The following is a 24,451-nucleotide window of genomic DNA, read 5'->3' on the forward strand; positions in this document are numbered from 1 at the left end:
TCTCCCACGGGGGGTGGCGCCGGGTCTGGTGCCACCCCCTGCTTTTTCGAACACACGGAACCCGGGCCTGCCCCGGTTGCGCGGCGGGCCTCGCCCCCGCAATGAGGACATGGCATGTTCGCCTATACCATCAAACGCCTGATCCAGATGGTGGTCGTCCTGTGGGCCGTCTCGGTAATCGTCTTCCTGATGATGAGTTTCACCGGCGATCCGGTTTTCATGGTGATCCCGATCGATTCCTCCGAAGCCGAGATTGAACAGGCACGGCGGATTCTGGGTCTCGACCGGTCCCTGACCGAGCAATACTTCATCTTTCTGGGCAATCTGCTGCAGGGCGACTTCGGCACCTCCTACGTGTTTCGCCAGCCCGCAATCGATCTGATCCTGGAACGTCTTCCCGCCACACTGGAAATCGTGGTGGTGGCCATGGTCATCGCCACAACCATCGCAATCCCGCTCGGGGTCTATGCGGGCGCCAATCCGGGCAGGCCGCTCAGCCGGTTGATCATGTCGGGCTCTCTCCTGGGTATCTCCCTGCCCGGCTTTTGGGTCGGCATGATGCTGATCTATTTCTTCGCGGTCGAATGGCGCATCTTCCCGTCCTCCGGCCGCGGTGACACGGTGGAAGTCTTCGGCGTCCCGACCTCCCTTCTGACCGCGGATGGCTGGAGCCACGTCCTGTTGCCGGCAATCACGCTTTCGGTCGGGACGCTGGCGATCCTGCTCAGGATCACGCGCGCGGGGATGATGGAGGTTTCACGACAGGATTACATGAAATTCGCCCGCGCCAAGGGCGTGTCCCGCAGGGGCGTCCTCTATGGCCACGGTCTGAGGAACGGCTTGATCCCGGTGGTGACCATCTTCGGGCTGCAACTGGGCGATCTTATCGCCTTCGCTACGATCACGGAAACGATCTTCGGCTGGCCTGGAATGGGCAAGCTGCTGGTCGACTCCATCTATCGCGCGGATCGCCCCGTGATTGTCGTCTATCTGATGCTGGTGGCGCTGATCTTCGTGGTGATCAATTTCCTCATCGACATCCTCTACACGATGATCGACCCGCGCATCACGGTGAAATAGGATGATGCAAGCCTTTCTCGCCTCGCAATTCTTCTTCAACTGGCGCCGCAACCTGTCGGCGATCATCGGGAGCGTCATCATCGCGATCTTCATCGTGATCGTGGCGTTCGGCCCGTTGATGGTGGCGCAGGATCCCTATGACCTGACGCAACTGAACCTGCTGGACAGCTACAAACCGCCGGCATGGCTGCCGGGCGGCGACCCGCGATACCTGCTGGGAACCGACGGACAGGGGCGCGATGTTCTGGCGTCGATCATATATGGCACGCGGGTATCGGCGATGATCGGAATCGCGGCGATGCTCTGCTCCTGCCTGATCGGAACCAGTCTCGGGCTTCTGGCGGGGTTCTACGGCGGGCGGCTCGACGCGATCATCATGCGGATTGCCGACCTGCAACTGTCCTTTCCCTCCATGCTGATCGCGCTGTTCCTGATGTCGGCGGTGGGCACCGGCGTCGACAAGGTGCTGATCGCGCTGACGGCCGTGGGGTGGGTTGTCTATGCCCGCACGGTGCGCGGCTCCACACTCGGAGAGATCGAGAAGGAATATGTGCAGGCCGCGCGGGTTGCCGGGCTCACGAACGCAAAGATCATCCGCCGCCACGTGCTTCCCAACGTTCTGACCCCGCTGATCGTGATTGCGACCGTGCAGGTCGGCACGTTCATCCTGATCGAAGCATCGCTCAGCTTTCTGGGCGTTGGTGTGCCGATCACGCAGCCATCCCTCGGCCTCCTCATCAAGAACGGGTTCGACGTCCTGTTTTCCGGGCTCTGGTGGACCTCGGTCTTCCCCGGCCTGATGATCATGGCGATGGTTTTCGGCATCAACCTGTTTGGCGATTTCCTCCGCGACGAACTGAACCCGAGGTTGAAATGACCATGCAGAGCGAGAGCCGGGATCCGCTGTTGTCCGTTCGCGACCTGAGAACATGGTTCCACACATTTTCCGGCGTGGTGAAGGCCGTGAACGACGTCAGCTTCGATCTGGCCCAGGGCGAGATCATGGGGCTTGTGGGTGAATCCGGCGGTGGCAAATCGGTCGTCGGGTTTTCGATCCTGGGTTTGATCGACCCGCCGGGACGGATCGAGGGTGGGCAGATACTGCTCGATGGCGAGGATCTCGCCAAGGCCTCTGAAGACAGGTTGCGCAAGATCCGCGGACGGGAGATTGCGATGATTTTCCAGGATCCGATGACCTCGCTCAATCCCGTTCACACGATCGGGCGACAGATGGATGAAATGCTGCGCCTTCACACGGATATGGACGAGGCCGCCCGCCGGAAACGCTGTATCGAGATGCTCGAAAGTGTCGGCATTTCCCAGGCCGAGGACCGGTTGCGCGCCTATCCGCACCAGTTTTCCGGCGGCATGCGCCAACGCGTGGTGATCGCCATCGCCATGCTGGCCCATCCAAGGCTGATCATCGCGGATGAGCCGACGACGGCGCTCGACGTCACCATTCAGTCGCAGATCCTGAAGCTCATGAAACGGCAGGTCGCGGATCATGGTGCCTCGATGATCCTCGTCACCCATGATCTGGCCGTGGTTTCGGAGGTCGTGGACAAGATCACCGTGCTTTATTGCGGGCAGGTCGTGGAACGCGGCGATGTCCGCGATGTCATCTCGGCGCCATCCCACCCCTATACCCGCGGCCTGATCGATTCGATCCCCAACCCCGATCATCGGCAGCCCCGGCTGAGCCAGATCCCCGGCACGGTCCCGGATATCCGGAACCTGCCCAAGGGCTGCAACTTCCGCGACAGATGCCCCCGGGCGCAGGCACTCTGCGCGCAGGAGGAACCCAAGCTATCCCCCACCCGCCAGAGCCTGTTTGCCGCATGTCATTTCCCAATCGGAACCGGAGGTGACGCATGAACGCGATGCTGGATGTGGAGGGGCTGGAACAGCGGTTCCATCTGAACCCCGGCCTGCTGGACCGGCTGAGCTTCGAGGGCGGCCGGCCGCGGTTGAAAGATCTCGTCGTTCATGCGGTCAATGGCGTCAGCTTTTCGATCGCCAAGGGCGAAGTACTTGCATTGGTGGGGGAATCCGGCTGCGGGAAATCTACCGTCGCCAAGACCATCGCCCGGATCTACGACCCGTCCTCGGGGCGCATCCGCATCGAAGGAGAGGATATCACCGACTACGACCATGCAAAGCTCCTGCCGGTCCGCGCCAAGATGCAGATGATCTTTCAGGACCCGTTCGCCTCTCTGAACCCGCGTCAGAAGGTTCGCGATATCGTGGCCGAGCCCCTGTTGCAGCAAGTCGGCGATGGTGCACGCGCCGAGGTGGCAGACAAGACCGAGGCCCTGCTGGCCCGCGTCGGGCTCAACGCCGAACATGGCGGGCGGTATCCGCACCAGTTTTCCGGCGGACAGAGACAGCGCATCGGGATTGCCCGGGCCTTGTCGGTCAACCCCGGTCTGATCATCGCCGATGAGCCGGTCTCCGCACTTGATGTCTCGATCCAGGCGCAGATTCTGAACCTGATGATGGACCTGCGGGATGAATTCGGTCTGGCCTATCTGTTCATCAGCCATGATCTGTCGGTTGTGCATCACATCGCCGACCGGATCGGCGTGATGTATCTGGGGTTCATGGTGGAAACCGCGCCGCGCGATCAGCTTTTCGCAAGGCCGCGCCATCCCTACACCCGGGCGCTCTTGTCCGCCGCGCCCAGCATCCGGCCAAGCCGAATGACGGAAGAGATCGAACTGACGGGCGAGGTGCCGAGCGCCTTGTCGCTTCCCACGGGCTGCTGCTTCCGCACCCGCTGCCCCTTTGCCTGGGACCGATGCGCCGTGGAACGCCCCGTCCTGCAGGATATCGGCGACGGGCAAAGCGCTGCCTGTCACCTCATCGACGAGCCGGAAAGAGATAACCAATGAACCGCCCCCTGATCATCGTGCAGCCCCGTCTGCCGCTGCGAGACCCGCATGATTGCACCGACGCAAACGATGAGCTGGCGATTTACGAAGCCGTATTCGACACGCTGATCAGACGGAAGGGGACAGGCTTCGTTCCCCGCCTCGCCGAAAGCTGGACAGTGTCGGACGATGCGAAAGACTGGGTTTTCAAGCTGCGCGCGGGTGTCCGGTTCCATGATGGCAGCCCTTGCGACGCGGCCTCGGTTTGCCTGTCGCTGTTGCGGATGGCGCGGCCGGACAAAGGTTATGCACTCGGTTCTCCGGGTGTCTGGCGGCAGTATCTGGGCGGGGCGCGCGTTACCGCGCCGGATGATCGGACCGTTTCGATCAGCCTCGCAACGCCGATGGCCGATTTGCTTGACGTCTTGGTGCAGGGCTACATCGCGGCGCCCGCCAGTCTTGGCGATCTGGACGCGGGCATCACCGGCCGGCCGACAGGCACGGGCCCATACCGCGTGACCCACGCGGATAGCGCAGCGTTGGAACTGGTCCGTGTGCCGGATCATTTCTCGGCGACGCCCGCGCATCAGCACATCCAGATCCGCCTTGTTCCCGATGCCGGGCAACGCCTGTCGATGCTGCAGGAGGCGGCAGCTGATGTTGCCACATCGCTGGACTATCACGCCAGCCAAAGCCTGAGCGCGCCCCGCTTCACGCGTGTGGAAACCACCGTACCGGTTGCGATCATCTATCTGCTGAACGCAGCGAAAGGTCCGCTGGCCGATGCCCGTCTTCGCCGTGCGCTGAACCTTGCACTTGACCGGCAGGCTTTGATCGACACGGTGGTCGGCGGCGCGGCGCGGCCCCTGTTGGGGTTCGTAAGTCCGATGCATTTCGGCGCGGGGGGCGGGGCCGCATTGCCTCAGGATCTGACCGCGGCCAAGGCGCTTCTGACAGATGCCGGATATGCCGACGGGCTGACGCTTTCACTGGACTGCCCGACCCGCCTGCCGGACGAGGCGGAAAAGCTTACCGCCGCCTTGGGCGCACAATTGGCCAAAATCGGCATCACGCTGGACATCCAGTTACACTCAGACCGCGAAGCCTATGCCCATATGGTCCGCCGCAAGGAAATCGGCGATCTGTGCGTCTTCGATTCAAGCCCCCTGTCCACCTTCAGGGTGCTGCATGAAAAGATCGACGCACGGGTCAAGGGGGCGTGGTGGCAGGGCTATCACAATGCCGATGTGGAAAGCCTGCTCGACGCGGCGCGGACCACACCGAACGAGATCACCCGCGCCGCCCTGTTTCAGGAGGCCTATGCCGAGATGCAGCGCGATCCGCCCTGGCTGACACTTTACAATCCGATCCGCGTCACCGGCCTGCGCGGCGATCATCCCGGCTTCGCCTTGCCGGTGGATGGCGTACTGAACATTGCCGGGCTGCCCGGGATGGAGGACGCGTGATGGCCGATCTGCTTGTCACGGGCGCCACGATCATCCCCGTCGATGCGGCCCGCAGGGTGATTTACGACGGGGCGATGGCCATCACCGAAGGGCGGATCACAGCCATCGGCCCGCGCGACGAGGTCGAGGCCCGCCATGACGCCCCGCAGGTCATCGATGCCAAGGGCAAGGTGATGCTTCCCGGTCTGATCGATGTGCATGCCCATGCGGGCCACGGGCTGATCAAAACCATGGGCATGGAACAGGCGAACCATTGGGAACGGATTTGCGGAGAAGTCTATACCACCGGTTCAACGCCGGCTTTCTGGTATGCGGAGGCCCGGCTGGCGGCGCTGGAACGGTTGCGCTTCGGGGTTACCTGCGGTGTCTCGCTTCTGGGCGGCGGCGATACCATCATGCGAACCGACAGCCCGGAATATGCGGCCGCCCATATGCAAGGCGTGGCCGAGATCGGCACGCGCGACGTAATGGCCGTCGGCCCCACACGAGCCCCACATCCGCTGAGCTATGCAACGTGGCAGGCCGATGGCCGCGCCACCCATCATCCGGTGAGCTTCGAGCAGCAGCGTGCCACTTGCGAGGAGGTGCTGAGCCGCTGGCATGGAGCCAATGCGGGGCGGCTGTCGGTCGCCTTGATTTATCCGGTCCTGCGCGACGAACACGAATGCAACATGGCCCCTCGCGATTACGAGGACGCCTGCCGTCAGGCGCGGATCATCCGCGCTCTGGCGCGCGAGGCGGGCGTGGTGTTCACCCAGGACGGGCATTGGCGCGGATCGGTCCGCCGTGCCCATGATCTCGGCTTGCTTGGCCCCGATACGCTTCTTTCCCACGCGATCGATCTGCACGAAGACGAAATCCTGCTTTGCGCAGATAGCGACACGCGGATCGCGCATAATCCCTCAGCCATTGCATCGGTCATGGGCCGTTGCCCGGCGGTCGAACTGATCGAGGCGGGTGCGACCGTGGCGCTAGGTTCGGATGCGACCGCGCCGGATCGTTCGGCAGACATGTTTCGGCACATGCAGCAGGCGATGCACTACCACCGCCGGCATTTCAGGGACGCCGGCATCCTGCCCCCCGGCAAGACTCTTGAAATGGCGACCATCGATGGCGCGACCGCGCTTGGGCTGGCCGATCAGATCGGTTCGCTGGAAGTTGGAAAGAAGGCCGATGCAATCCTGATCGACATGCAACGCCCTCATCTCTACCCGCTGAACATGGAACCGTTCCGTGTCGTCTATTTCGCCAATGGCAATGATGTGGATACGGTTCTGATCGATGGCGAAGTGCTGTTGAGCGATGGGATGCCTACCCGGGTCGAGACCGGCGCGGTGCTGGCCGAGGCTCAGGCGGAGGCGGACGCGATGATTGATCGGATCGGCGCCAGAGACATGCTCGGTGTACCGCCGGGGTTCTGGGGACAGGCCCGGTATGACGGAGGGACAGTATGAGCATCCATATCATCAATCCCAACAGCAGCCGGACCGTGACCGACGGTATCGACGCGGCCATTGACCCGATGCGCACGGCCAGCTCCGTCCCGATCCTCTGCAGCCATCTGCACGGCACCCCACCGGGGATCGAAACCCAGGCCCATGTCGATGGCGTGGTTGCCCCGCTTCTGGCGCGTGCCGCAGAGCTGGAAGACGAGGCATCGGCCTTCGTGATCGCCTGTTTCTCGGATCCCGGGCTTGCGGCATTGCGCGAGCAAAGCGCCAAACCCGTTCTGGGTATCGCCGAAAGTGCGGTTCTGACAGCGATGACCCTTGGCCAGCGCTTCGGTATCCTGTCGATCCTGCCCACCTCCGTTCCGCGGCATATGCGGTTTCTTGGGGCAATGGGTGTGATGGACAGGCTGGCCGGGGATCTGCCGCTGAATCTGGGTGTGGCCGATCTCGGCGACGAGGGCAGGACATTTGCCCGCCAGAAGGAGGTGGGCGCGCGCCTGCGCGACAGCCACGGCGCGGATGTGCTGATCCTCGGATGCGCGGGCATGACGGCCTATCGCAAACGCCTGTCCGAGGCGCTTGGCCTGCCCGTTGTCGAACCCTGTCAGGCCGCTGCCGCAATGGCGATCGGCCGTGTCGCCCTAGCCAAGACCGATGTCTAACAAAGGATCCTTGCCATGACCCATCTGACCGAAGACGCGCATGGCGTTTACGTGATTGCCGTCACCCCGTTCCTGCCCGATGGCGGCCTGGATCTGGAAAGCACCGACCGGATGGTGGATTTCTATCTGGAGACCGGGGCGACCGGCCTGACGGTTCTGGGCATGATGGGGGAGGCACCAAAGCTGACCATCGAGGAGTCGCGCATCGTCGTGCGGCGCATCCTGGCCCGTGTGGCTGGCCGTGTGCCGGTTGTCGTCGGAGTGTCGGCACCGGGTCTTGCGCAGATTCAGGCGCTCAGCACGGCGGTCATGGATGATGGGGCCGCAGGCGTCATGATCGCGCCGCCCGGCAACCTGCACACCGATGACCAGATCGTCTCATACTACCATCAGGCGGCACATTTCATCGGTGACACACCCTTCGTCCTGCAGGATTTTCCGCTGGCCACGGGCGTTCACATGTCCGTCCCGGTCATCAAGCGGATCATCGAAGATCTGCCCGGTTGCGTTTGCCTCAAACACGAAGACTGGCCTGGACTGGAGAAGATATCTGCATTGCGGGCGGAAGGCGCCGTTTCGCGGCGGATCTCCGTGCTTTGCGGCAATGGCGGGCTGTTCCTGCCCGAAGAAATGGCGCGAGGCGCGGACGGGGCGATGACGGGGTTCGGGTATCCGGAAATGATGGTCGACGTCGTCCGCCACCATCGGGCGGGTACGCCCGACCGTGGGCAGGACATATTCGACGCCTATCTGCCGCTGGCGCGCTATGAGTTGCAGCCGGGGGCGGGGCTGGCGGTTCGGAAATACGTGCTGGCCAAACGCGGCGTGATTGCGCATGCCACGCTCCGCCGCCCCGGCGCGGCCATCACCGATGCCGCGCGCGCCGAAGTGGATCGGCTGATCGAGAGACAAGAGAAACGTTTGAAGGAGATTGGCTGATGGAATTGGGAATAACCGGGAAACGCGCATTGGTTCTGGGGGCCAGCCGGGGTCTGGGCCGCGCTATAGCCGAAGGTCTGGCCGCGGAGGGCGTCAAGGTTTTTGCCGCCGCGCGCAGCGTCGACAGGATCACCGACTGGTCCGCAGATCTGCCGAACGTCACGCCCATGCGGGTCGATCTCGCCGATCATGCCAGCGTCGCGCAGCTTGCCGAAACGCTTCTGTCGGCGGGCGGCGTCGACATTCTGGTCACAAACTCCGGCGGCCCGGCCCCCGGCCCCGCAGCCACCGCCGCGCGCAGCGACTGGATCGCGCAGTTCGAAGCGATGGCGGCGAACATCTTCGATCTTTCCGCCCGGCTTCTGCCCGGCATGCGCGAGCGTGGCTGGGGCCGGATCATCTGCATCACATCGTCGGGCGTGGAACAGCCCATTCCCAATCTGGCGCTTTCGAACGGTATCCGGTCTGCCGTGGTGGGCTGGGCCAAGACACTGGCCGCCGAGGTCGCAGCGGACGGTGTGACCGTGAATGCAGTTCTGCCGGGCCGTATCCATACCGACAGGGTGGATGAACTGGACGCCGCCGCCGCGAAACGGAGCGGCAAACCGGTGGAGGATATCAAGTCCGCCTCCGCCGCCAGCATTCCCATGGGCCGCTATGGCAAACCATCGGAATTCGCCGATATGGTGGTGTTTCTCGCCTCGGAGCGCGCGTCCTATGTTACCGGCAGCCGGGTCCGGATCGACGGAGGATCTATCCGCTCCTAGTCAGTCGGAGCCTGTCCGCTGCCGCTCCCCGTCCCGCTCCTGAAGATGCTTCTCGATCATCTCCAGGCGGGCCAGAACCTCGTCGCGATAGGCATCCGTCGCGGCGTTGCTTTCCTCCGCATGGGCGTCCTGCATCGAGTTCACGATCAGACCCACCAGAAGGTTCACCACCGCGAAGGTCGTCATCATGATGAAGGGCACGAAAAACACCCACGCGTACTGATAGACCTCCAGAACCGGGCGCACGATACCCATCGACCAGCTTTCCAGCGTCATGATCTGAAAGAGCGAATAGAGCGACCGCCCGAGGGTACCGAACCATTCGGGGAAGCTGGCCCCGAAAAGCTTGGTCGCCATCACCGCCCCGATGTAGAAGATAATCGCCATCAGCAGAAAGACCGAGCCCATGCCGGGTAGCGCGGTCACGAATCCTTCGACCACCCGGCGCAGGCGCGGCGCGACCGAGATCACCCGCAGAACCCGCAAAATCCGCAGCGCCCGCAAGACCGACAGACCCTGGCCCGCCGGGATCAGGGCGATCCCGACAATGACGAAGTCGAAGTTGTTCCAGCCGGACCGGAAGAAATTCAGCCGGTGCGCGATCAGCTTCAGCGCGATTTCTATCACGAAGATGCTCAGGCAGATCCGGTCGAGCAGCAGGATAAGCGGCCCCGCCGCATTCATCAGCGTGGGCGAGGTTTCCATCCCCAGCAGAATGGCATTGAAGATGATGACACCGATAATACCGAATCGCACCTGAGGTGTGTCCAGAAAATCCGCAAGTTTTTGTCGTGTCATCCCTGCCCCTTCTTCGGCTTCGCCTCGATATGGGGCAGGGTCAGGCTCGCAGCAAGCTCCACATGAGGGCTCCAGCGAAACTGATCGACGACTTGCACCCAATTCAGGCGATAGCCTGCCTTGATGAGGGTTTTGGCGTCGCGGGCGAAGGTGACCGGGTTGCAGGAAACCATTGCCACGCGCGGCACCTGTGCCGTGGCGATCTCGCGGGTCTGCGCCTCGGCACCCGCGCGCGGCGGGTCGATCAGGACGGCATCAAATCGAGCCAGTTCATCAGCGAGAAGCGGGCGGCGGAACAGATCCCGGGTTTCGGTCGTCAGTGGCTTGAGTCCGGTCGCAAGGCGCAGCCCACGGTCCAGCGCCGCGATCATCTCGCCATCCCCCTCGACGGCGTGGACGCTTGCCGCAAGCGCAAGCGGCAGTGCAAAGGTGCCGCATCCCGCGAAAAGATCCGCGATCTGCATCGCAGAGCCGGTGGCCTCCCTGACCGCGGCCAGCAGCGCCACTTCCCCGTCCTTGGTGGCCTGCAGGAAAGCCCCGGGCGGTGGTGCCACCTTGGCCGGACCGAATTCCTGTGTCGGCTGGGCACCGGTGAAAACGGTTTCGCCGTCCCATGCAAGGCGCGCAAATCGGCCGATATATCTCGGCAGCGACATGCGCAGAGTCCCATCCAGCGGCTTACCGCCAGTGACGGCGCAATCGATCCCCGCTTCCGATAGGGTCAGGGCGAAGGACAGCGTGGCACTGCGCGATCCGCCCAGCCGGGTTATCTCCTCCAGTGCCGGGATCACCGCCAGCAGGTCCGGGTGCAGTACAAAACAGTCTCTGATGGGCACGATTGTGTCTGATTTTCGCGCGTGAAATCCGACCATCGCCGCCTTTTTGGTACGCTTTCCCGCAAGGGTCGCGCGACGGCGGGATCGTGCGGGGGACACGTGAATCGGACGAAAGTCGGTCTCAAGACCCTGTGCCGCCAGAGCCTTGCGCACGACATCCTCCTTCCAGTCAGCCAGAAACCGGTCGGACGCATGTTGCAACGAGCAGCCGCCGCAACTCCTAAAATGCGGGCATGGCGCACGAACCCTCTCTGCGGAGGGGGTCAGGATACGCGCATCCTCGAGCCTGCCGTTCAGGACAGTGCCGTCCACGATTTCGCCGGGGAGGGTCAGGGGCACATAGACAGGCCCTGGCGCGATACCGTCGCCATGGTGGCCAAGCCGTTCGATTTCAAGCATGGGCACCTCTTGGTCCGCGCACGGCGGCGATCACGCCCTCAGGACCGTACCGCGGTGGCGACGGCTGGCCCGCAGCGCCTGACGCATGAGCAGCATTCTCCGTCACTCCGCGGCCTCGCGGATGCCGATAAAGCCGCCCGATTGCCGGTTCCAGTACCGCGCATAGAGCCCGTCCTGCTCCAGAAGCGACTCGTGTGTGCCCTCTTCCACGATGCGGCCCTCGTCCAGAACAACGATCCGGTCCATCCGCGCGATGGTCGACAGGCGGTGAGCGATGGCGATCACGGTCTTACCCTCCATCACGTCGGCCAGCGTCGTCTGAATCGCGGCCTCGACCTCGCTGTCAAGCGCGCTTGTCGCTTCGTCAAGGATCAGCACCGGCGCGTTTTTCAGAAACGCCCGGGCCAGCGCGATCCTCTGGCGCTGCCCGCCGGACAGCTTGACGCCCCGTTCGCCAAGATGCGCATCGTAACCTTTGCGGCCCTTGTGATCCTCCAGATCCTTGATGAACTCATGGGCCTCGGCACGTTTCGCGGCGGCAAGCATCTCCGCCTCGGATGCGCCGGGGCGACCGTAGAGGATATTGTCCCGGGCCGACCGGTTGAACATCGCGGTTTCCTGCGTGACCATCCCGATCTGACGGCGCAGACTGTCCTGGGTCAGGTCTCGCACATCACAGTCATCAAGCAGGATACGACCCTCTTCCGCATCATAGAGCCGTAAAAGCAGTGCGACCAAGGTTGATTTCCCCGCGCCAGAGGCCCCGACAAGCCCCAGCTTTTCGCCGGGTTCCACCACCAGAGACAGGTTGCTGATACCGCCCAGATCCCGGCCATAGGAGAAGCTCACGTCGGAATATGTGATCCGGCCCTTGGCACGCTCCAGCTCCAGCGCGCTTTCATCGTCGATAAGGCTGTGGGCGGGGGTCAGCGTATTCATCCCATCCTCGACCTCGCCAATGCTGCTGTAGATGCCCATGAGCGTAAAGCTGACCCAGCCGGTCATCTGCGAAATTCTCATCGCGATCGCCCCGGTCGCGGCGATGTCGCCCGGTGTCGCGATGCCCTGACGCCAGAGCAGGATCACGCCGAGAATCAGAATGACCGGAAGGAGCCCCGCGACAGCCATCAGCGCAAAGCGGAAACCGGTTGAAAGATAACCGAACTCAAGAGACCGCTCGCGCAGCATCTGCATCGCGCGGATCGCCGCGGTATCCTCATGGGCGGTGTGCCCGAAAAGTTTGACCGTCTTGATGTTGGTGATCGTGTCCACCACCTGCCCGGTCACCATCGCCCGGGCGCCGGCACGCGCGGCCGCCCTCCGGCGGATACGGGGCAGGAACCAGGCGATCATCCAGAAGTAAAGCGCCAGCCAGACAAGCAGAACGAGAGCGATCCGCCAGTCGATGAATGTCAGCAGCAGGACCGATCCGATCATCGAGGCCAGCGCGAAGGCGATGGCGTTGATGATTTCGCCCAGGGAGTTGGTCAGGGCCTGCGCCGTCTGCATCTGCTTTTGCGCGATGCGGCCTGCAAAATCGTTGTCAAAGAAGCTGACCGCATGGCCAAGCGACCACCGATGCAGGCGGCTTTGCACCAGCGGATAGACATTGGGCGGCAGGACAATACCGTTGAACGCGGCGCTGGCGCCAAAGACAACCGGGCGCAGCAAAACAAAAAACGCGGCATATCCCAGCACCAGTAGCCAGTTTTCGGCGAAATAGGCGGCCGCGTCGCCGCTGTTGACGGCGCTGTCGATGATCATGCCCAGCAGAAGTGCAGTAAACACCTCCGTGGTCCCTGCGATGGCCGAGGCGGCGGTGGCGATGAAGATGACCGGCCAGGCACCGGCGAGACACCAGCGACAGAAGGCCATAAGCGTGCGCGGCGGCGGGCCTTCGGCGGGCGCAAACCCGTCGATCATGTCGCCCAGGCGCTGCATGAGGGTCATCACGGCCTGTTTCATTCCGCGGCCTCGGTGCCGATGAACCCACCCGACTGGCGGGCCCAGAACCCGGCATAGAGACCGTCTTTCGCCAGGAGTTCGCCATGGCTGCCCTCTTCGGCAATCCGACCGCCATCCAGCACGAGAATCCGGTCCATCTGGGCGATCGTGGACAGGCGATGGGCAATGGCAATCACGGTTTTTCCTTTCATCACGCCGTAAAGCGTGTCTTGAATCGCGGCCTCCACCTCACTGTCGAGTGCCGATGTCGCCTCGTCCAGAATCAGGATCGGGGCGTCTTTCAGAATGACCCGCGCAAGCGCCACGCGCTGCCGCTGGCCGCCGGAAAGCTTCACACCGCGTTCGCCCACCTGTGCGTCGTATCCCTGCCGGCCTTCGGGGTCCTGCAGGTCAAGAATGAACTCATGGGCCTCGGCCCGCTTGGCCGCGGCGATCACCTCATCCTCCGACGCGTCCGGCCGGCCGTAGAGGATGTTCTCGCGGACCGAGCGATGAAGCAGCGAGCTGTCTTGCTGCACCATGCCGATGGCCTGGCGCAGGCTGTCCTGCGTGACATCGGTGATGTCCTGCCCGTCGATCAGAATCCGACCCTGTTCCGCATCGTAGAACCTGAGCAGAAGTTTGACGAGCGTGGATTTCCCAGCACCGGAGCGGCCAATCAGGCCGATCTTCTGCCCGGGCTCGATCACGAGGGACACGTCCTGCAGCCCGCCGCCCTTGCGGCCGTAATGATGGGTTAGTCGCTGAAGCTCGATAGAACCCTTTTTCAGAACCAGTTCCTTCGCGTCGGGCTTGTCCACCAGCGTGATTGGCTGGGCGATGGTCTCCATCCCTTCGGCAACAATGCCAAGGTTCCGGAAAAGCGACGACAGGGCCCACATGATCCAGCCGGTCATCGCGTTGAGACGAAGGGTCAGCGCGGTCGCGGCGGCAACCGTGCCGACGGAGGCAGCGCCGACGCTCCACAGCCAGACCGCCCAACTGACAACGCTGACAATCAGGAACCCGTTAATGGCGGTCAGCGCCACATCCATCGTAGTGAAAATCCGCATCTCTCTGGCAAAGGTCACGCGGGCATGCTCGATCGCTTCCTTGGCGTAGTTGATCTCACTGTCGTGATGGGCGAACAGCTTGACCGAATGGATGTTGGTATAGCTGTCCACCACGCGACCGGTGGTCTGCGAGCGCGCGTCGGAACTGGCCTTCGAGGCTGGGCCGACCCGGCGTATCGTCCAGCGCACCAGCCCCGAGTAAAGACCCAGCCAGATTATCAGTGGCACCGCAAGGCGCGGATCCGCCTCGGCCAGCAGGATCGCGGCACCGATCAGATAGGCCACCGAAAAGGTGATGGCGTCGAACACCTGAAAAATTGCCTCGCCAGCGGCAGGTGGTGTCTGCATGATCCGGTTTGCGATCCGGCCCGCGAAGTCGTTTTCGAACCAGCCAACCGATTGGCGCAAAACGTGCTTGTGGGCCCGCCAGCGAATGAGCGTGCCAAAATTCGGCAGGATGCCGTTGTTCAGCAGCGCCACGTTCACACCCTGCAACAGGGGCCGGAAGATCAGGATGAACACCGCCACCAGAACAAGTTCCAGACCGTAACTGGCCAGCACGGTCGACGGATCGCCCGACGACAGCAGATCGACAACGCGGCCCATGTAGTAAATCAGCGCCACCTCGACGGCCGCCACGAGCAGCGACGTGGCCGCCGTCAGCGCAAAGAGCCGTTTGAACGGCAGGGAATACTCCCAAAGGAACGGCCAAAGACGGGTCTCCGGCCTGTCCCGTTCGGGATAGTCCGTGTAGGGATCGACCAGATTCTCAAAAAAACGGTACATCGGACCATGCCGGTTTGCGGGCGCTGAAATGGCTGAGACTCGGGATATAACCCCCCGGTCAAAGAAAAACCATGACAGCCGATACCGCCAGACCGCTTGCCATGATCCGCGCAAAGATCCGCCAAGCCCGTGGTGTCGTTAGCAGATAGGCCAAAGCGGCTCCCGCAAGGGTCCAAAACAGGCAGACAAAAAGATTCAAACCCGAAAATGCTGTCGCGAGCCGTTGCGCCTCGCCCATTGGCCCGAGACCGGCGCCGTAACCGGCGGCGGCGGCCATTGCGACGGCCCATACCTTGGGGTTGACCCATTGAAACAGGACCGCCTCCACGAAGGTGAAGGGCCGGTCGCCCTCCTGCCGGACACCGCCCGCGGCAGAGGATTGCCAAAGCTTCCAGGCCATCCACAGGATCCAGCCGCAGGCCGCCAGCTTCAGCGCGGTTTCCAGTCCGGGGCCCGCTGCCGCCAGCGCGGCGCCGACCCCAAGGCCCGTCAGCCCCGCAGTGACGCCGACGCCCACGACAACACCCAGGATATGCGGCAGCGTCGGGCCAAAGCCGAACCGTGCCCCCGATGCGGTCAACAGGATGACGTTCGGACCTGGGGAGAAGAGGCCCACGAAAACAAAGGCATATAGCGGATCCAGAACGTGTTCTCCGCTGTCAGGACAGAAGCGCGGTGCGGTCGAGCGTGAAGCCGGATGCGATCCAGCGGTTTTCCAGCTCCTTCAGTTTCGCCCCGAGTGCCGGGCCGGACAGCGCAGGCATCAGATCCGCGGCGGTAATCGGGAAAAGGGCGACAGCCCCACGCGCGACGTCATCCAGCTCGGCCGGATCAAGCCGCCGCTCGAAACTGGCCGCGCGCAGCATCAGAATATCGCGGGCATCGTCTGCGCCATGGCGATATCCAAGCTCCATGGGCCCGGTGGCGGTTCCAATCTGTTCGGCAATCAGGGAAAGACGCCGACCTTCCGCCTTGCTGAGCCTCAGGGCGCTTTCCGGAGATTGCCCCCCCAGCGCGGCCAGTCTTCGGATCGGATCGGCCGGAATGTCATGCGCATCCTCGATGTCAATCAGGATCGGCAAGCGGCATGCATCCGCGCCGGGCAGGGCATGGATCAAGACACCGGTCTGCGCCATTGCCGCGACAGCCGGGGCCGGGTTCGGGGCTGACAGGAGTTTCTTGATTTCACTGCCGATGCGTTCCTTCGACAAAGTCTCCAGACCGGCGGAGAGAGCCGCACAGGCAGACAGCCCATCCGGGTCCAGGCCGTTTTCCGGGTCCGCGTACCAGGCGTGGAACCGGAAGAAACGAAGGATGCGAAGATAATCCTCACGGATGCGATCCTCCGCACGCCCGATAAAGCGGAGCCGTCGGCTGGACAGGTCCGCAAGGCCTTCGCCCGTCGGATCGAGAACCTCCCCGTCCGGTGACGCATAAAGCGCGTTCATCGTGAAATCCCGACGCGCGGCATCCTCGGCGATATCGGTCGAGAAGGCGACGGTCGCATGCCTGCCATGGGTTTCGACATCCTTGCGAAAGGTCGTGACCTCGTGGGGTTTGCCCTGGGCGATCACGGTGACGGTGCCATGCTCTATCCCGGTGGGCACGGCGCGCAGCCCGGCATTTTCGGCCAGATCGCATACCACGTCCGGCGTTGCATCGGTGGCGATATCGATATCGCTCACCCGCACGCCGATAAGACCGTTGCGCACACAGCCACCCACGAAAAGCGCCTGAAACCCGGCCGCTTTCAGCATGTTGCAGACCGCCTGCGTTCCGACATGTTCCATCCACGGGCCCTGCAACCTCATTGCGTCACCCTGTCGGCCAGAGACTTGAGCATCCGCGCCGTCGCACCCCAGATATAGTAGGGCCCGTATGGCACGACATAGAACTGCCGCCAAACACCGCGCCAGCGTCTCCGTTCGACGCGATAAACCATCGGATCCATCAGCATCGCAAGCGGCGCGAAAAAGACCTCCGCGACCTCTCCGGGCTCGGGAACGGCCACGAACTCGCGATTGAGAGAGGCCAGCACCGGGGTCACCTCATAGCCTGTGACCGTTTCGTGACCCGGCAGCTGCCCCATCACCGAGACATCGCGGCGACCAAGACCGATCTCTTCCTCCGCCTCGCGCAGGGCGGCATCCACCGCATCTGTGTCGCCGTGATCCACTTTGCCGCCGGGAAATGCAATCTGACCTGGATGATGCTTGAGGTGGGAGGCGCGTTTTGTCAGGATCACCTGCGCTGTGCCGCCCGTTTCGGCAATTGCCACCAACACCGCAGCGGGGCGGAGTTTCCGACCCTGCGGCAGGGCGATATCAGGGTTCAGATCGTAATCGGACGATGGTCGCGCGGGCCTGGCCAGCGCGGCGCGCAGCATGTCCAGATCAACTGGCCGGCCCATCGCCATCATCCACGGGTCTTGCCGCCTCGAACCCCAGGGTCAGGGGGTCGAACTCGTAATGCGCGCCGCAAAACTGGCAATCGGCCGTCACGATGCCGCTTTCGGTCGTCATGTGAGAGATATCCTTGGCCGAATAGATCGACAGGCTTTGCCGTACCTTCGCCGGCGAGCAGGTACACCCGAACTGGACGGCCTGCGCGTCGAAAACCCTGGGGCTTTCCTCGTGAAAGAGACGTACCAGAAGATCGGTCGGGGCGACGCGCGGACCGATCAGTTCCAGATCTTCCACCGTATCCAGAAGCGTGTTGGCGCGGTTCCAGTTTTCCCCTTCATCGGCATTCAGGATATCCTCGGCCAAGAGCAGTCCTTCTTCGCCGGAGCCGCCCTCGCCGGTTATTTGCGGAGACGCCTTGGGCATGTGCTGCAACATCACGCCGCCCGCGCGCCAATGCACGCCCTCGCCCGGCTCCTGCGAACGGCCATAGCTGAGCGCGAACCGCGTCGGCAACTGCTCGGACTGGGCAAAATAGGCCTCGGCACAGGCGGTCAGGGCCCCACCTGCAATCGGTGTGATCCCCTGATAGGGCGCATTGCCCGCACCCTGATCGATCAGGATCGCGAAATACCCCTTGCCGATCTGGGCAAACGGATCGGCGGCATCGTCGAAGCCATCCTTGTCATAACTTGCGTAGGCGCGGATCTGTGCCGGCACTCCATCCTCGGCAGGCGCAAAGAAATCAGTCGCAATCAGGCGCAAGGGTCCGTCACCGCGGACTTGCAGCGACAGTTTCCAGCGCAGCTTGATGGTCTGTCCGACCAGAGCGGTCAGAAGCGCCATCTCGGCCACCATCGCCTCCACGCCCGCAGGGTAATTGTGCTGCGACAGGATATTATCCAGCGTCCCGTCCAGACGTGCCACGCGGCCCCTGATATCGGAGCGGTCAAGCTGGAACGGGAGGACGGTATCGTCCCACGCGATTTTTGCAGTCAATGTCATTGGGTTTCCTTGTGCCCCATTGGGCTGGCATATCGCGCCCATATAGGCGCGGCAACTCCAATCCCAAGGGGTTTCGGGGTGACTTGCCCCGGTTCCCTTGGTATCGAGCGGATCGTGAGCCTTTTGGTCAGGGACGCCGGAATGAACATTGAAACGACACCGCTGGCCGGTTTGCTGATCCTGACGCCGCGCCGTTTTTCCGATGAAAGGGGGTATTTCAGCGAAAGCTGGAACCGCAGGACGCTTGCAGGCCACGGGATAGAGGCGGAGTTTGTGCAGGACAATCACTCCATGTCCGAAGCGGTCGGAACAATCCGCGGCCTCCATGCGCAGACCCCGCCCCATGTGCAGACCAAGCTGGTGCGCTGTGGCCGTGGATGCGTGTTCGATGTGGCCGTGGATGCAAGGACAGGCTCGCCTACCCGCGGGCAATGGTTCGGTGTCGAGTTGAGTGCCGAAAACGGGCGCCAGCTTCTGATCCCCGGCGGCTTCCTGCACGGCTTTGTCACCCGCGCCCCGCATAGTGAGCTGATCTACAAATGCAGCGACTTCTACGCGCCCGATTGCGAGGCCAGCGTGCGGTTTGACGACCCCGATCTCGCGATCGACTGGGGCCTTGGCAATACATCTCCCGTCCTGTCGGCGAAAGACGAGACGGCTGGCCGGTTCGCAACGTTCGACTCGGGCGTCCCCTGGGCGGGAGACGTCTCATGAAGCTGATGGTAACCGGCGGCGCCGGGTTTATCGGCTCTGCCGTGGTGCGGCTGGCAGTCGCCCGCGGCCACGATGTGGTGAATGTCGATGCGCTGACCTATGCGGCCTGTCTGGAAAACGTCGCCATGGTTGCCGACAGCCCGCTTTACACCTTCGAACAGGCCGATATCCGCGACGCAGCGGCGATGAACCGCGTGCTGAGTGCCCACCGGCCGGACGCGATCATGCATCTTGCCGCCGAAAGTCATGTGGACCGTTCCATCGACGGGCCACTGGCCTTTGTCGACACCAATCTGCGCGGTACCGCGACCCTGTTGGAGGCCGCGCGCAGGTTTTGGGTGGAACAGGGGCGGCCCGAGACGTTCCGGTTCCATCACGTTTCCACCGACGAGGTGTTCGGCAGTCTGGGGGAGACCGGCCGGTTTTCCGAAGAGAGCCCCTACGCCCCGAACAGCCCCTATGCCGCCTCCAAGGCCGGTGCCGATCATCTGGTACGCGCGTGGCATGAGACCTATGATCTGCCGGTCGTGCTCAGCAACTGTTCCAACAATTACGGGCCGTTTCACTTCCCCGAAAAGCTGATCCCCGTGGTGATCCTGAAAGCCTTGGCGGGAGAGACCATTCCCGTTTACGGAACAGGCTCTAACGTGCGGGATTGGCTCTATGTCGAAGATCATGCGGAGGCCTTGATGACGGTGCTCCAGAAGGGCCGGGTCGGGCGCAGCTACGCGATCGGGGGCGAGGCCGAGGCGCGCAATATCGATCTGGTCGAGACGCTTTGCAGGATCCTCGACCGCAAACGCCCCAAGACCCGCTCCTATGCCGATCAGATCAGCTTTGTCACGGATCGCCCGGGCCATGATCAGCGCTACGCTATCGATCCCACGCGCATCCGCGAAGAACTCGGCTGGCGGCCCAGCCTGTCCTTGCAGGAGGGGCTGGAGCGCACCGTGGACTGGTATCTGGTAAATGAGGACTGGTGGCGCGCCCTGCAATCCCGGGACGGGATCGGCGACCGGCTCGGGATCTTGCCATGACGGTTCTGGTCTTCGGTGCATCCGGCCAGGTTGGCGGGGTTCTGGCAGGCCTGCCGGAGGTCCTGGCCCTCGATCGCCACAAGGCTGACCTTAGCCGACCGGATATCTGCGCCAGGGCCATCGTGGATGCGAAGCCCGATCTGGTGGTCAACGCGGCCGCTTTCACCGATGTGGACGGCGCCGAGGAGCGGGAGGCGCTCGCCCATCGGATCAATGCCGATGCTCCCGAGGCGATGGCGCGCGCCTGCGCGACGATGAATATCCCCTTTGTTCACATCTCGACCGATTATGTCTTCGACGGCGCCGGGCAGACGGCACGGGCGCCCGATGCGTCGGTCGGGCCACTCGGAGCCTACGGGCGGAGCAAACTGGCGGGCGAAACAGCAATTCGTGCGGCGGGAGGGATCCATGCGATCCTACGCACCTCCTGGGTATTTGACGGGCACGGAAAGAACTTCGTGACCACCATGCTGCGGCTTGGGGCCAGCCGTGACCGGCTTGCAATCGTCGCCGACCAGATCGGCGGGCCTACACCGGCCGATGCGCTGGCCCATGCCTGCCTGTCCGTCGGGCGGCATCTCGGCCTCTCGCCAGACGACGGCGGCACCTATCATTTTGCAGGAACCCCGGATGTGAGCTGGGCCGATTTCGCGCGGTCGATCTTCGATATCGCGGAACTTGACTGCGAAGTGGAGGACATACCAACAACAGCCTATCCGACACCTGCCCGGCGGCCTTTGAATTCGCGCCTGGACTGCACCCGGACGGCGACCATCTTTGGCCTTCAGCGCCCCGACTGGCGGACTCATCTGACGGCATATCTCTCTTCCGGTGAAAGGTCCCCCATATGACGGATCGCAAAGGCATCATTCTGGCGGGCGGATCCGGGACGCGACTTTACCCAATCACCATGGGCGTGTCGAAGCAGTTGCTGCCGGTTTACGACAAACCGATGATCTACTACCCGCTCAGCGTCCTGATGCTGGCGGGTATCCGCGAGATCGCGATCATCACCACACCACAGGATCAGGCCCAGTTCGAGGCCCTGATGGGCAACGGCCATCAGTGGGGCCTCGATATCAGCTTTATCACGCAACCCTCCCCCGATGGCCTGGCGCAGGCCTATATTCTGGCAGACACCTTTCTGGCCGGTAATCCCTCCGCGATGATCCTTGGCGACAACCTGTTTTTCGGCCATGGCCTGCCCGACCTGATGGCGGACGCCTCATATCTTGGCGGCACCGTCTTCGGCTATCACGTCTCCGACCCGGAACGGTATGGCGTTGTCAGCTTTACGGCCGAAGGAAAAGCCCGGGAGATTGTCGAGAAACCGGCCAGGCCTGCGTCCAACTACGCTGTCACCGGTCTTTACTTTCTGGACGGAAGCGCACCGGAACGGGCGCGTGCGCAGGCCCCCTCCGCCCGGGGTGAACTGGAAATCACCGATCTGCTGCAAAGCTATCTGGATGACGGCGCGCTGGATGTTCAACTTATGGGGCGCGGCTATGCATGGCTGGACACAGGCACCCATACCAGCCTGCTTGATGCAGGCAATTTCGTCCGCACACTGGAAACCCGGCAGGGCCTTCAGGTCGGCTGCCCCGAAGAGATCGCCTTCGAGCAGGGCTGGATCACCCTTGATGAGCTTGCCGCCCGCGCCAGTCTGTTCGGCAAGAACGACTATGGTCGCTATCTCTCCGAACTTGTCGCGGCTGCGTCCCGCTAACGGGTTGCGGCGGCGCAGGATACCGGAAAGGGTGACGTTGAGGTTGGTCCAAAGGCTTCGATTGCAATGAAAATCCTCTTTGTGCATCAGAACTTCCCGGGCCAATACCGGCAGTTGGTCAACTGGCTGATCGCGCAGGGCGGTCACCAGATGGTCGCGCTGACACAAAGCAAAACACCCCCGCAGATCCCGGGAATGGCGGTTTACGGCTACACACCCCATCATCGCCCGTCGGACAAGGCCTATGCGCTGTCAAAATACTGGGAGGAGTGTTGCGGCGCGGGCTTTGGCGTGGTCCGCGCGTGCCGGAAGCTGGAAGCCGAGGGGTTTGTCCCCGATCTGGTGTTGGGGCATGTGGGGTGGGGGGAGCTGACATTCCTGAAACAGCTCTGGCCAGATGTGCCGATAATCGGGTTTTTCGAGTATTTCTATCTCGCCAGAGGCGGGTCCGTGGGGTTCGACCCCGAGTTTCCCGCCTCACCTGACACGCCCTTTGTGATGCACGCGCGCAATGCGGTAAACTTCGCCAATATCGAAACCGTTGATCTGGGCCATTCCCCAACGCGGTGGCAGATGGAGACATTTCCGAAAAGCTTTCATCCGAAACTCTATTGCTGCCATGATGGTATCCGCGCCGATCTGTTGGGCCCGAACCCCGAGGCCGATGTTCGCCTAGGGCGGCTGAACCGCAGCGTTACCCGCGAGGACGAGATCTTCACCTACATGGCCCGCAACATGGAACCGACCCGTGGTTTCCACATCTTCATGCGTGCCCTGCCCGACATTCTCGCCGCCCGGCCCAAGGCCCGTGTTCTGGTCATTGGCGGAAGCGAGACCTCCTATGGCAAGAAAAGCAACCTTCAGGGCGGCTATCGCGCCGAAATGGAACGAGAGATCGGTGACCGGGTGGATTGGGACCGTGTTCATTTTCTGGGCCGTGTGCCCTATGGGGATTTCCAGAAGATCATCCAGATCAGCCGGTGCCATATCTATCTGACGGTTCCCTTCGTTCTATCCTGGTCGTTGCTGGAATGCATGGCGATGGAAGCCACGATCGTGGCCTCCGACACCGCCCCGGTGCGGGAGGTGATGACCCATGGCGAAACTGGTCTTCTGGTCGATTTCTTCAATCCCGAAGCCCTGGCCGGTCAGGTGATAGATGTTCTGGAGCGGCCCGGCGATCATCTGCATCTGGGGCCAGCGGCGCGGGCGCATGTCCTTGAAAAATATGATTTCCTCAGCCGAACCTTGCCTGTGCATCTGGACCATATGAACCATCTGCTTCCCCGGGCCAAACAGATCCCGATGCCGGGTTGAAGCCTCTGTCTAGTCCGAAATGTTCGCCGCCTGATTTCCCAGTCCGACAACCGAGCCGAACAGGCCGAAGATGGTCTGCGCCGCCGTCACCGGGCTTTCTGTTACCAAAACCAGATCGCCCGGCGCGATGCGGAAGTTGCGGGCGCTGAAGAGCCCATCGGATGTGGTCAGGTCAAGAGTGAACACCACCCGCTGCTGTCGCGGCCCGCGGGTGCCAGCTTGCAAGGCGGAAGGGGGGTATTCCCGCAGGATCAGCACACCCTGAGGATCGGCGCGGCCCGCCGAAACCCCGCCGATAATGGCCATGGCATCCAGCGCCGTCACGACATCCTGCGGGAAGCGATGCTGAGCCTGAAGCCCGGCTGCACCAAGCGACAGGAAATACCGCCTGTCCTCTTCGACGATAATCTGATCGCCGCCGCGCAGGCGCGTATCCAGTTGCGGTTCGCTGTAAAGACGGTTGATGGATGTTCCGTAGATCCGGCCGGCCCGGACCAGTCGGATCTGCGGATTTGCAAGCGCGGGCTGGATCCCCCCGCCCCGCGCGATCAGGCCAAGAACGGTGAACGACCGGTCCGGCATCGGATATGACCCGGGCGCATTCACACCGCCCACGAGATCCACGGAGTTGCCGCGCCCCTCGGAAAGACTCAACTGCACCTGCGCCGAAGGCACGATCGCTTCCAGCGCCTCCTGAATGCGCTCCCGCGCAACTTCGGGCGACATGCCTGCCACCTGCGTGCTGCCCACATAAGGCACGAAGACCGACCCGTTGGGCGCGACCCGAAGATTCGTCAGCGGGACCGCGCGCTGCTCATCCGTGCTCAGAAGCGAGTTTTCATTGCTGTCCCAGATCGTGAGATCCAGCGCGTCGCCTGCGGCAATCACTTGCCCGCTGGACCCGGCACTGGCGGCGATCCATTGCCGATGCGGTTCGCCCGTAAGCGGCCATTCGGCCAAGGTTGGCAGAAAGTCGCGCGTCACGGCATAGACCGCAAAATCTGCAGCGTCATCGTCGGCGCCTTGAAGTATCTCTCGTTCCAGCGGCGCCCCGCGTGGCAACGCGCAGGCGGCAAGGCCAAGACAAATCAGAACAACAATACCGACGCGCGATATGCGCTTCATACTCACCCGCCCGCTTTGCTCATTAAAGTCGTCTTAACACTCTTCGAACGACAA

The 24,451-nt window shown here is 62.8% G+C and carries 23 protein-coding genes; 14 read left to right on the top strand and 9 right to left on the bottom strand.

What is annotated here, in order from left to right; all coding sequences use genetic code 11:
• Positions 1 to 114: 114 nt before the first annotated feature.
• Genes D9R08_RS07900 through D9R08_RS07940 form a run of 9 tightly spaced genes read left to right on the top strand, consistent with a single transcriptional unit; the run spans position 115 to position 9,235 of the window.
• On the top strand, positions 115 to 1,080 hold the full coding sequence (locus D9R08_RS07900; RefSeq protein ID WP_121897489.1) for an ABC transporter permease: 966 nt from the start codon (positions 115 to 117) through the stop codon (positions 1,078 to 1,080).
• 1 nt (position 1,081) lies between these two features.
• Positions 1,082 to 1,957: an ABC transporter permease gene (locus D9R08_RS07905; RefSeq protein WP_233557342.1), complete on the top strand. Its 876-nt coding sequence runs from the start codon at positions 1,082 to 1,084 to the stop codon at positions 1,955 to 1,957.
• Positions 1,954 to 2,955, top strand: a complete 1,002-nt coding sequence (locus tag D9R08_RS07910; protein WP_199709298.1) for an ABC transporter ATP-binding protein — start codon at positions 1,954 to 1,956, stop codon at positions 2,953 to 2,955. Before D9R08_RS07905 ends, D9R08_RS07910 begins: the two co-directional genes overlap by 4 nt.
• Positions 2,952 to 3,971: an ABC transporter ATP-binding protein gene (locus D9R08_RS07915; RefSeq protein WP_121897490.1), complete on the top strand. Its 1,020-nt coding sequence runs from the start codon at positions 2,952 to 2,954 to the stop codon at positions 3,969 to 3,971. The genes D9R08_RS07910 and D9R08_RS07915 overlap by 4 nt, the downstream gene beginning before the upstream one ends.
• Complete coding sequence (locus D9R08_RS07920; RefSeq protein WP_121897491.1) at positions 3,968 to 5,416, top strand: ABC transporter substrate-binding protein; 1,449 nt, start codon at positions 3,968 to 3,970, stop codon at positions 5,414 to 5,416. The genes D9R08_RS07915 and D9R08_RS07920 overlap by 4 nt, the downstream gene beginning before the upstream one ends.
• The gene (locus tag D9R08_RS07925; protein WP_121897492.1) at positions 5,416 to 6,870 is read left to right on the top strand and encodes an amidohydrolase family protein; all 1,455 of its coding nucleotides are present in this window, start codon (positions 5,416 to 5,418) and stop codon (positions 6,868 to 6,870) included. Before D9R08_RS07920 ends, D9R08_RS07925 begins: the two co-directional genes overlap by 1 nt.
• Positions 6,867 to 7,529 carry an aspartate/glutamate racemase family protein gene (locus D9R08_RS07930; RefSeq protein WP_121897493.1) on the top strand — a complete coding sequence of 221 codons (663 nt, stop codon included), beginning with the start codon at positions 6,867 to 6,869 and terminating at the stop codon, positions 7,527 to 7,529. Before D9R08_RS07925 ends, D9R08_RS07930 begins: the two co-directional genes overlap by 4 nt.
• A gap of 15 nt (positions 7,530 to 7,544) precedes the next feature.
• Complete coding sequence (locus tag D9R08_RS07935; RefSeq protein ID WP_121897494.1) at positions 7,545 to 8,468, top strand: dihydrodipicolinate synthase family protein; 924 nt, start codon at positions 7,545 to 7,547, stop codon at positions 8,466 to 8,468.
• On the top strand, positions 8,468 to 9,235 hold the full coding sequence (locus D9R08_RS07940) for an SDR family oxidoreductase (RefSeq protein ID WP_121897495.1): 768 nt from the start codon (positions 8,468 to 8,470) through the stop codon (positions 9,233 to 9,235). Before D9R08_RS07935 ends, D9R08_RS07940 begins: the two co-directional genes overlap by 1 nt.
• Here the strand turns inward: D9R08_RS07940 and D9R08_RS07945 are convergent, their stop codons facing one another.
• The 8 genes from D9R08_RS07945 to hslO form a co-directional block, all read right to left on the bottom strand.
• Positions 9,236 to 10,033 (bottom strand): ion transporter, encoded by a 798-nt coding sequence (locus D9R08_RS07945; protein WP_121897496.1) that lies wholly within the window; start codon positions 10,031 to 10,033, stop codon positions 9,236 to 9,238.
• Entirely contained in the window at positions 10,030 to 11,268 is a 1,239-nt protein-coding gene (locus D9R08_RS07950; protein WP_121897497.1) for a class I SAM-dependent RNA methyltransferase, read from the bottom strand. The genes D9R08_RS07945 and D9R08_RS07950 overlap by 4 nt, the downstream gene beginning before the upstream one ends.
• Before the next feature lie 102 nt (positions 11,269 to 11,370).
• Positions 11,371 to 13,218 (bottom strand): ABC transporter ATP-binding protein, encoded by a 1,848-nt coding sequence (locus D9R08_RS07955; RefSeq protein ID WP_121897684.1) that lies wholly within the window; start codon positions 13,216 to 13,218, stop codon positions 11,371 to 11,373.
• An 11-nt stretch (positions 13,219 to 13,229) separates the two neighbouring features.
• Positions 13,230 to 15,071, bottom strand: coding sequence for an ABC transporter ATP-binding protein (locus D9R08_RS07960; RefSeq protein ID WP_121897498.1), 1,842 nt, complete (start codon positions 15,069 to 15,071; stop codon positions 13,230 to 13,232).
• Positions 15,072 to 15,129: 58 nt separating this feature from the next.
• Positions 15,130 to 15,687 carry a LysE family translocator gene (locus D9R08_RS07965; protein WP_233557344.1) on the bottom strand — a complete coding sequence of 186 codons (558 nt, stop codon included), beginning with the start codon at positions 15,685 to 15,687 and terminating at the stop codon, positions 15,130 to 15,132.
• Positions 15,688 to 15,730: 43 nt separating this feature from the next.
• On the bottom strand, positions 15,731 to 16,882 hold the full coding sequence (locus tag D9R08_RS07970) for a CCA tRNA nucleotidyltransferase (protein WP_121897500.1): 1,152 nt from the start codon (positions 16,880 to 16,882) through the stop codon (positions 15,731 to 15,733).
• Positions 16,879 to 17,481, bottom strand: coding sequence for a CoA pyrophosphatase (locus D9R08_RS07975; RefSeq protein ID WP_121897685.1), 603 nt, complete (start codon positions 17,479 to 17,481; stop codon positions 16,879 to 16,881). Before D9R08_RS07975 ends, D9R08_RS07970 begins: the two co-directional genes overlap by 4 nt.
• Positions 17,465 to 18,478: an Hsp33 family molecular chaperone HslO gene (hslO, locus tag D9R08_RS07980; RefSeq protein ID WP_121897501.1), complete on the bottom strand. Its 1,014-nt coding sequence runs from the start codon at positions 18,476 to 18,478 to the stop codon at positions 17,465 to 17,467. The genes D9R08_RS07975 and hslO overlap by 17 nt, the downstream gene beginning before the upstream one ends.
• 141 nt (positions 18,479 to 18,619) lie before the next feature.
• Here hslO and rfbC point away from each other — a divergent pair, with 141 nt between their 5' ends.
• The 5 genes from rfbC to D9R08_RS08005 all read left to right on the top strand — a co-directional run bounded on the left by rfbC (position 18,620) and on the right by D9R08_RS08005 (position 23,272).
• The gene (rfbC, locus tag D9R08_RS07985; protein ID WP_121897502.1) at positions 18,620 to 19,192 is read left to right on the top strand and encodes a dTDP-4-dehydrorhamnose 3,5-epimerase; all 573 of its coding nucleotides are present in this window, start codon (positions 18,620 to 18,622) and stop codon (positions 19,190 to 19,192) included.
• A complete protein-coding gene (gene rfbB / locus D9R08_RS07990; RefSeq protein ID WP_121897503.1) occupies positions 19,189 to 20,229 on the top strand; it encodes a dTDP-glucose 4,6-dehydratase in 1,041 nt (346 codons plus the stop codon). The genes rfbC and rfbB overlap by 4 nt, the downstream gene beginning before the upstream one ends.
• Entirely contained in the window at positions 20,226 to 21,080 is an 855-nt protein-coding gene (gene rfbD, locus D9R08_RS07995; protein WP_121897504.1) for a dTDP-4-dehydrorhamnose reductase, read from the top strand. Before rfbB ends, rfbD begins: the two co-directional genes overlap by 4 nt.
• The gene (gene rfbA, locus D9R08_RS08000; protein WP_121897505.1) at positions 21,077 to 21,955 is read left to right on the top strand and encodes a glucose-1-phosphate thymidylyltransferase RfbA; all 879 of its coding nucleotides are present in this window, start codon (positions 21,077 to 21,079) and stop codon (positions 21,953 to 21,955) included. Before rfbD ends, rfbA begins: the two co-directional genes overlap by 4 nt.
• Positions 21,956 to 22,021: 66 nt before the next feature.
• Complete coding sequence (locus tag D9R08_RS08005; protein WP_121897506.1) at positions 22,022 to 23,272, top strand: glycosyltransferase family 4 protein; 1,251 nt, start codon at positions 22,022 to 22,024, stop codon at positions 23,270 to 23,272.
• Positions 23,273 to 23,281: 9 nt separating this feature from the next.
• On the opposite strand, the gene D9R08_RS08010 is transcribed toward D9R08_RS08005, so the two are convergent.
• Positions 23,282 to 24,397: a polysaccharide biosynthesis/export family protein gene (locus D9R08_RS08010; protein WP_121897507.1), complete on the bottom strand. Its 1,116-nt coding sequence runs from the start codon at positions 24,395 to 24,397 to the stop codon at positions 23,282 to 23,284.
• Positions 24,398 to 24,451 lie beyond the last annotated feature (54 nt).

This window comes from Rhodophyticola porphyridii (assembly GCF_003688285.1).
In the GTDB taxonomy this organism is placed as follows: domain Bacteria; phylum Pseudomonadota; class Alphaproteobacteria; order Rhodobacterales; family Rhodobacteraceae; genus Rhodophyticola; species Rhodophyticola porphyridii.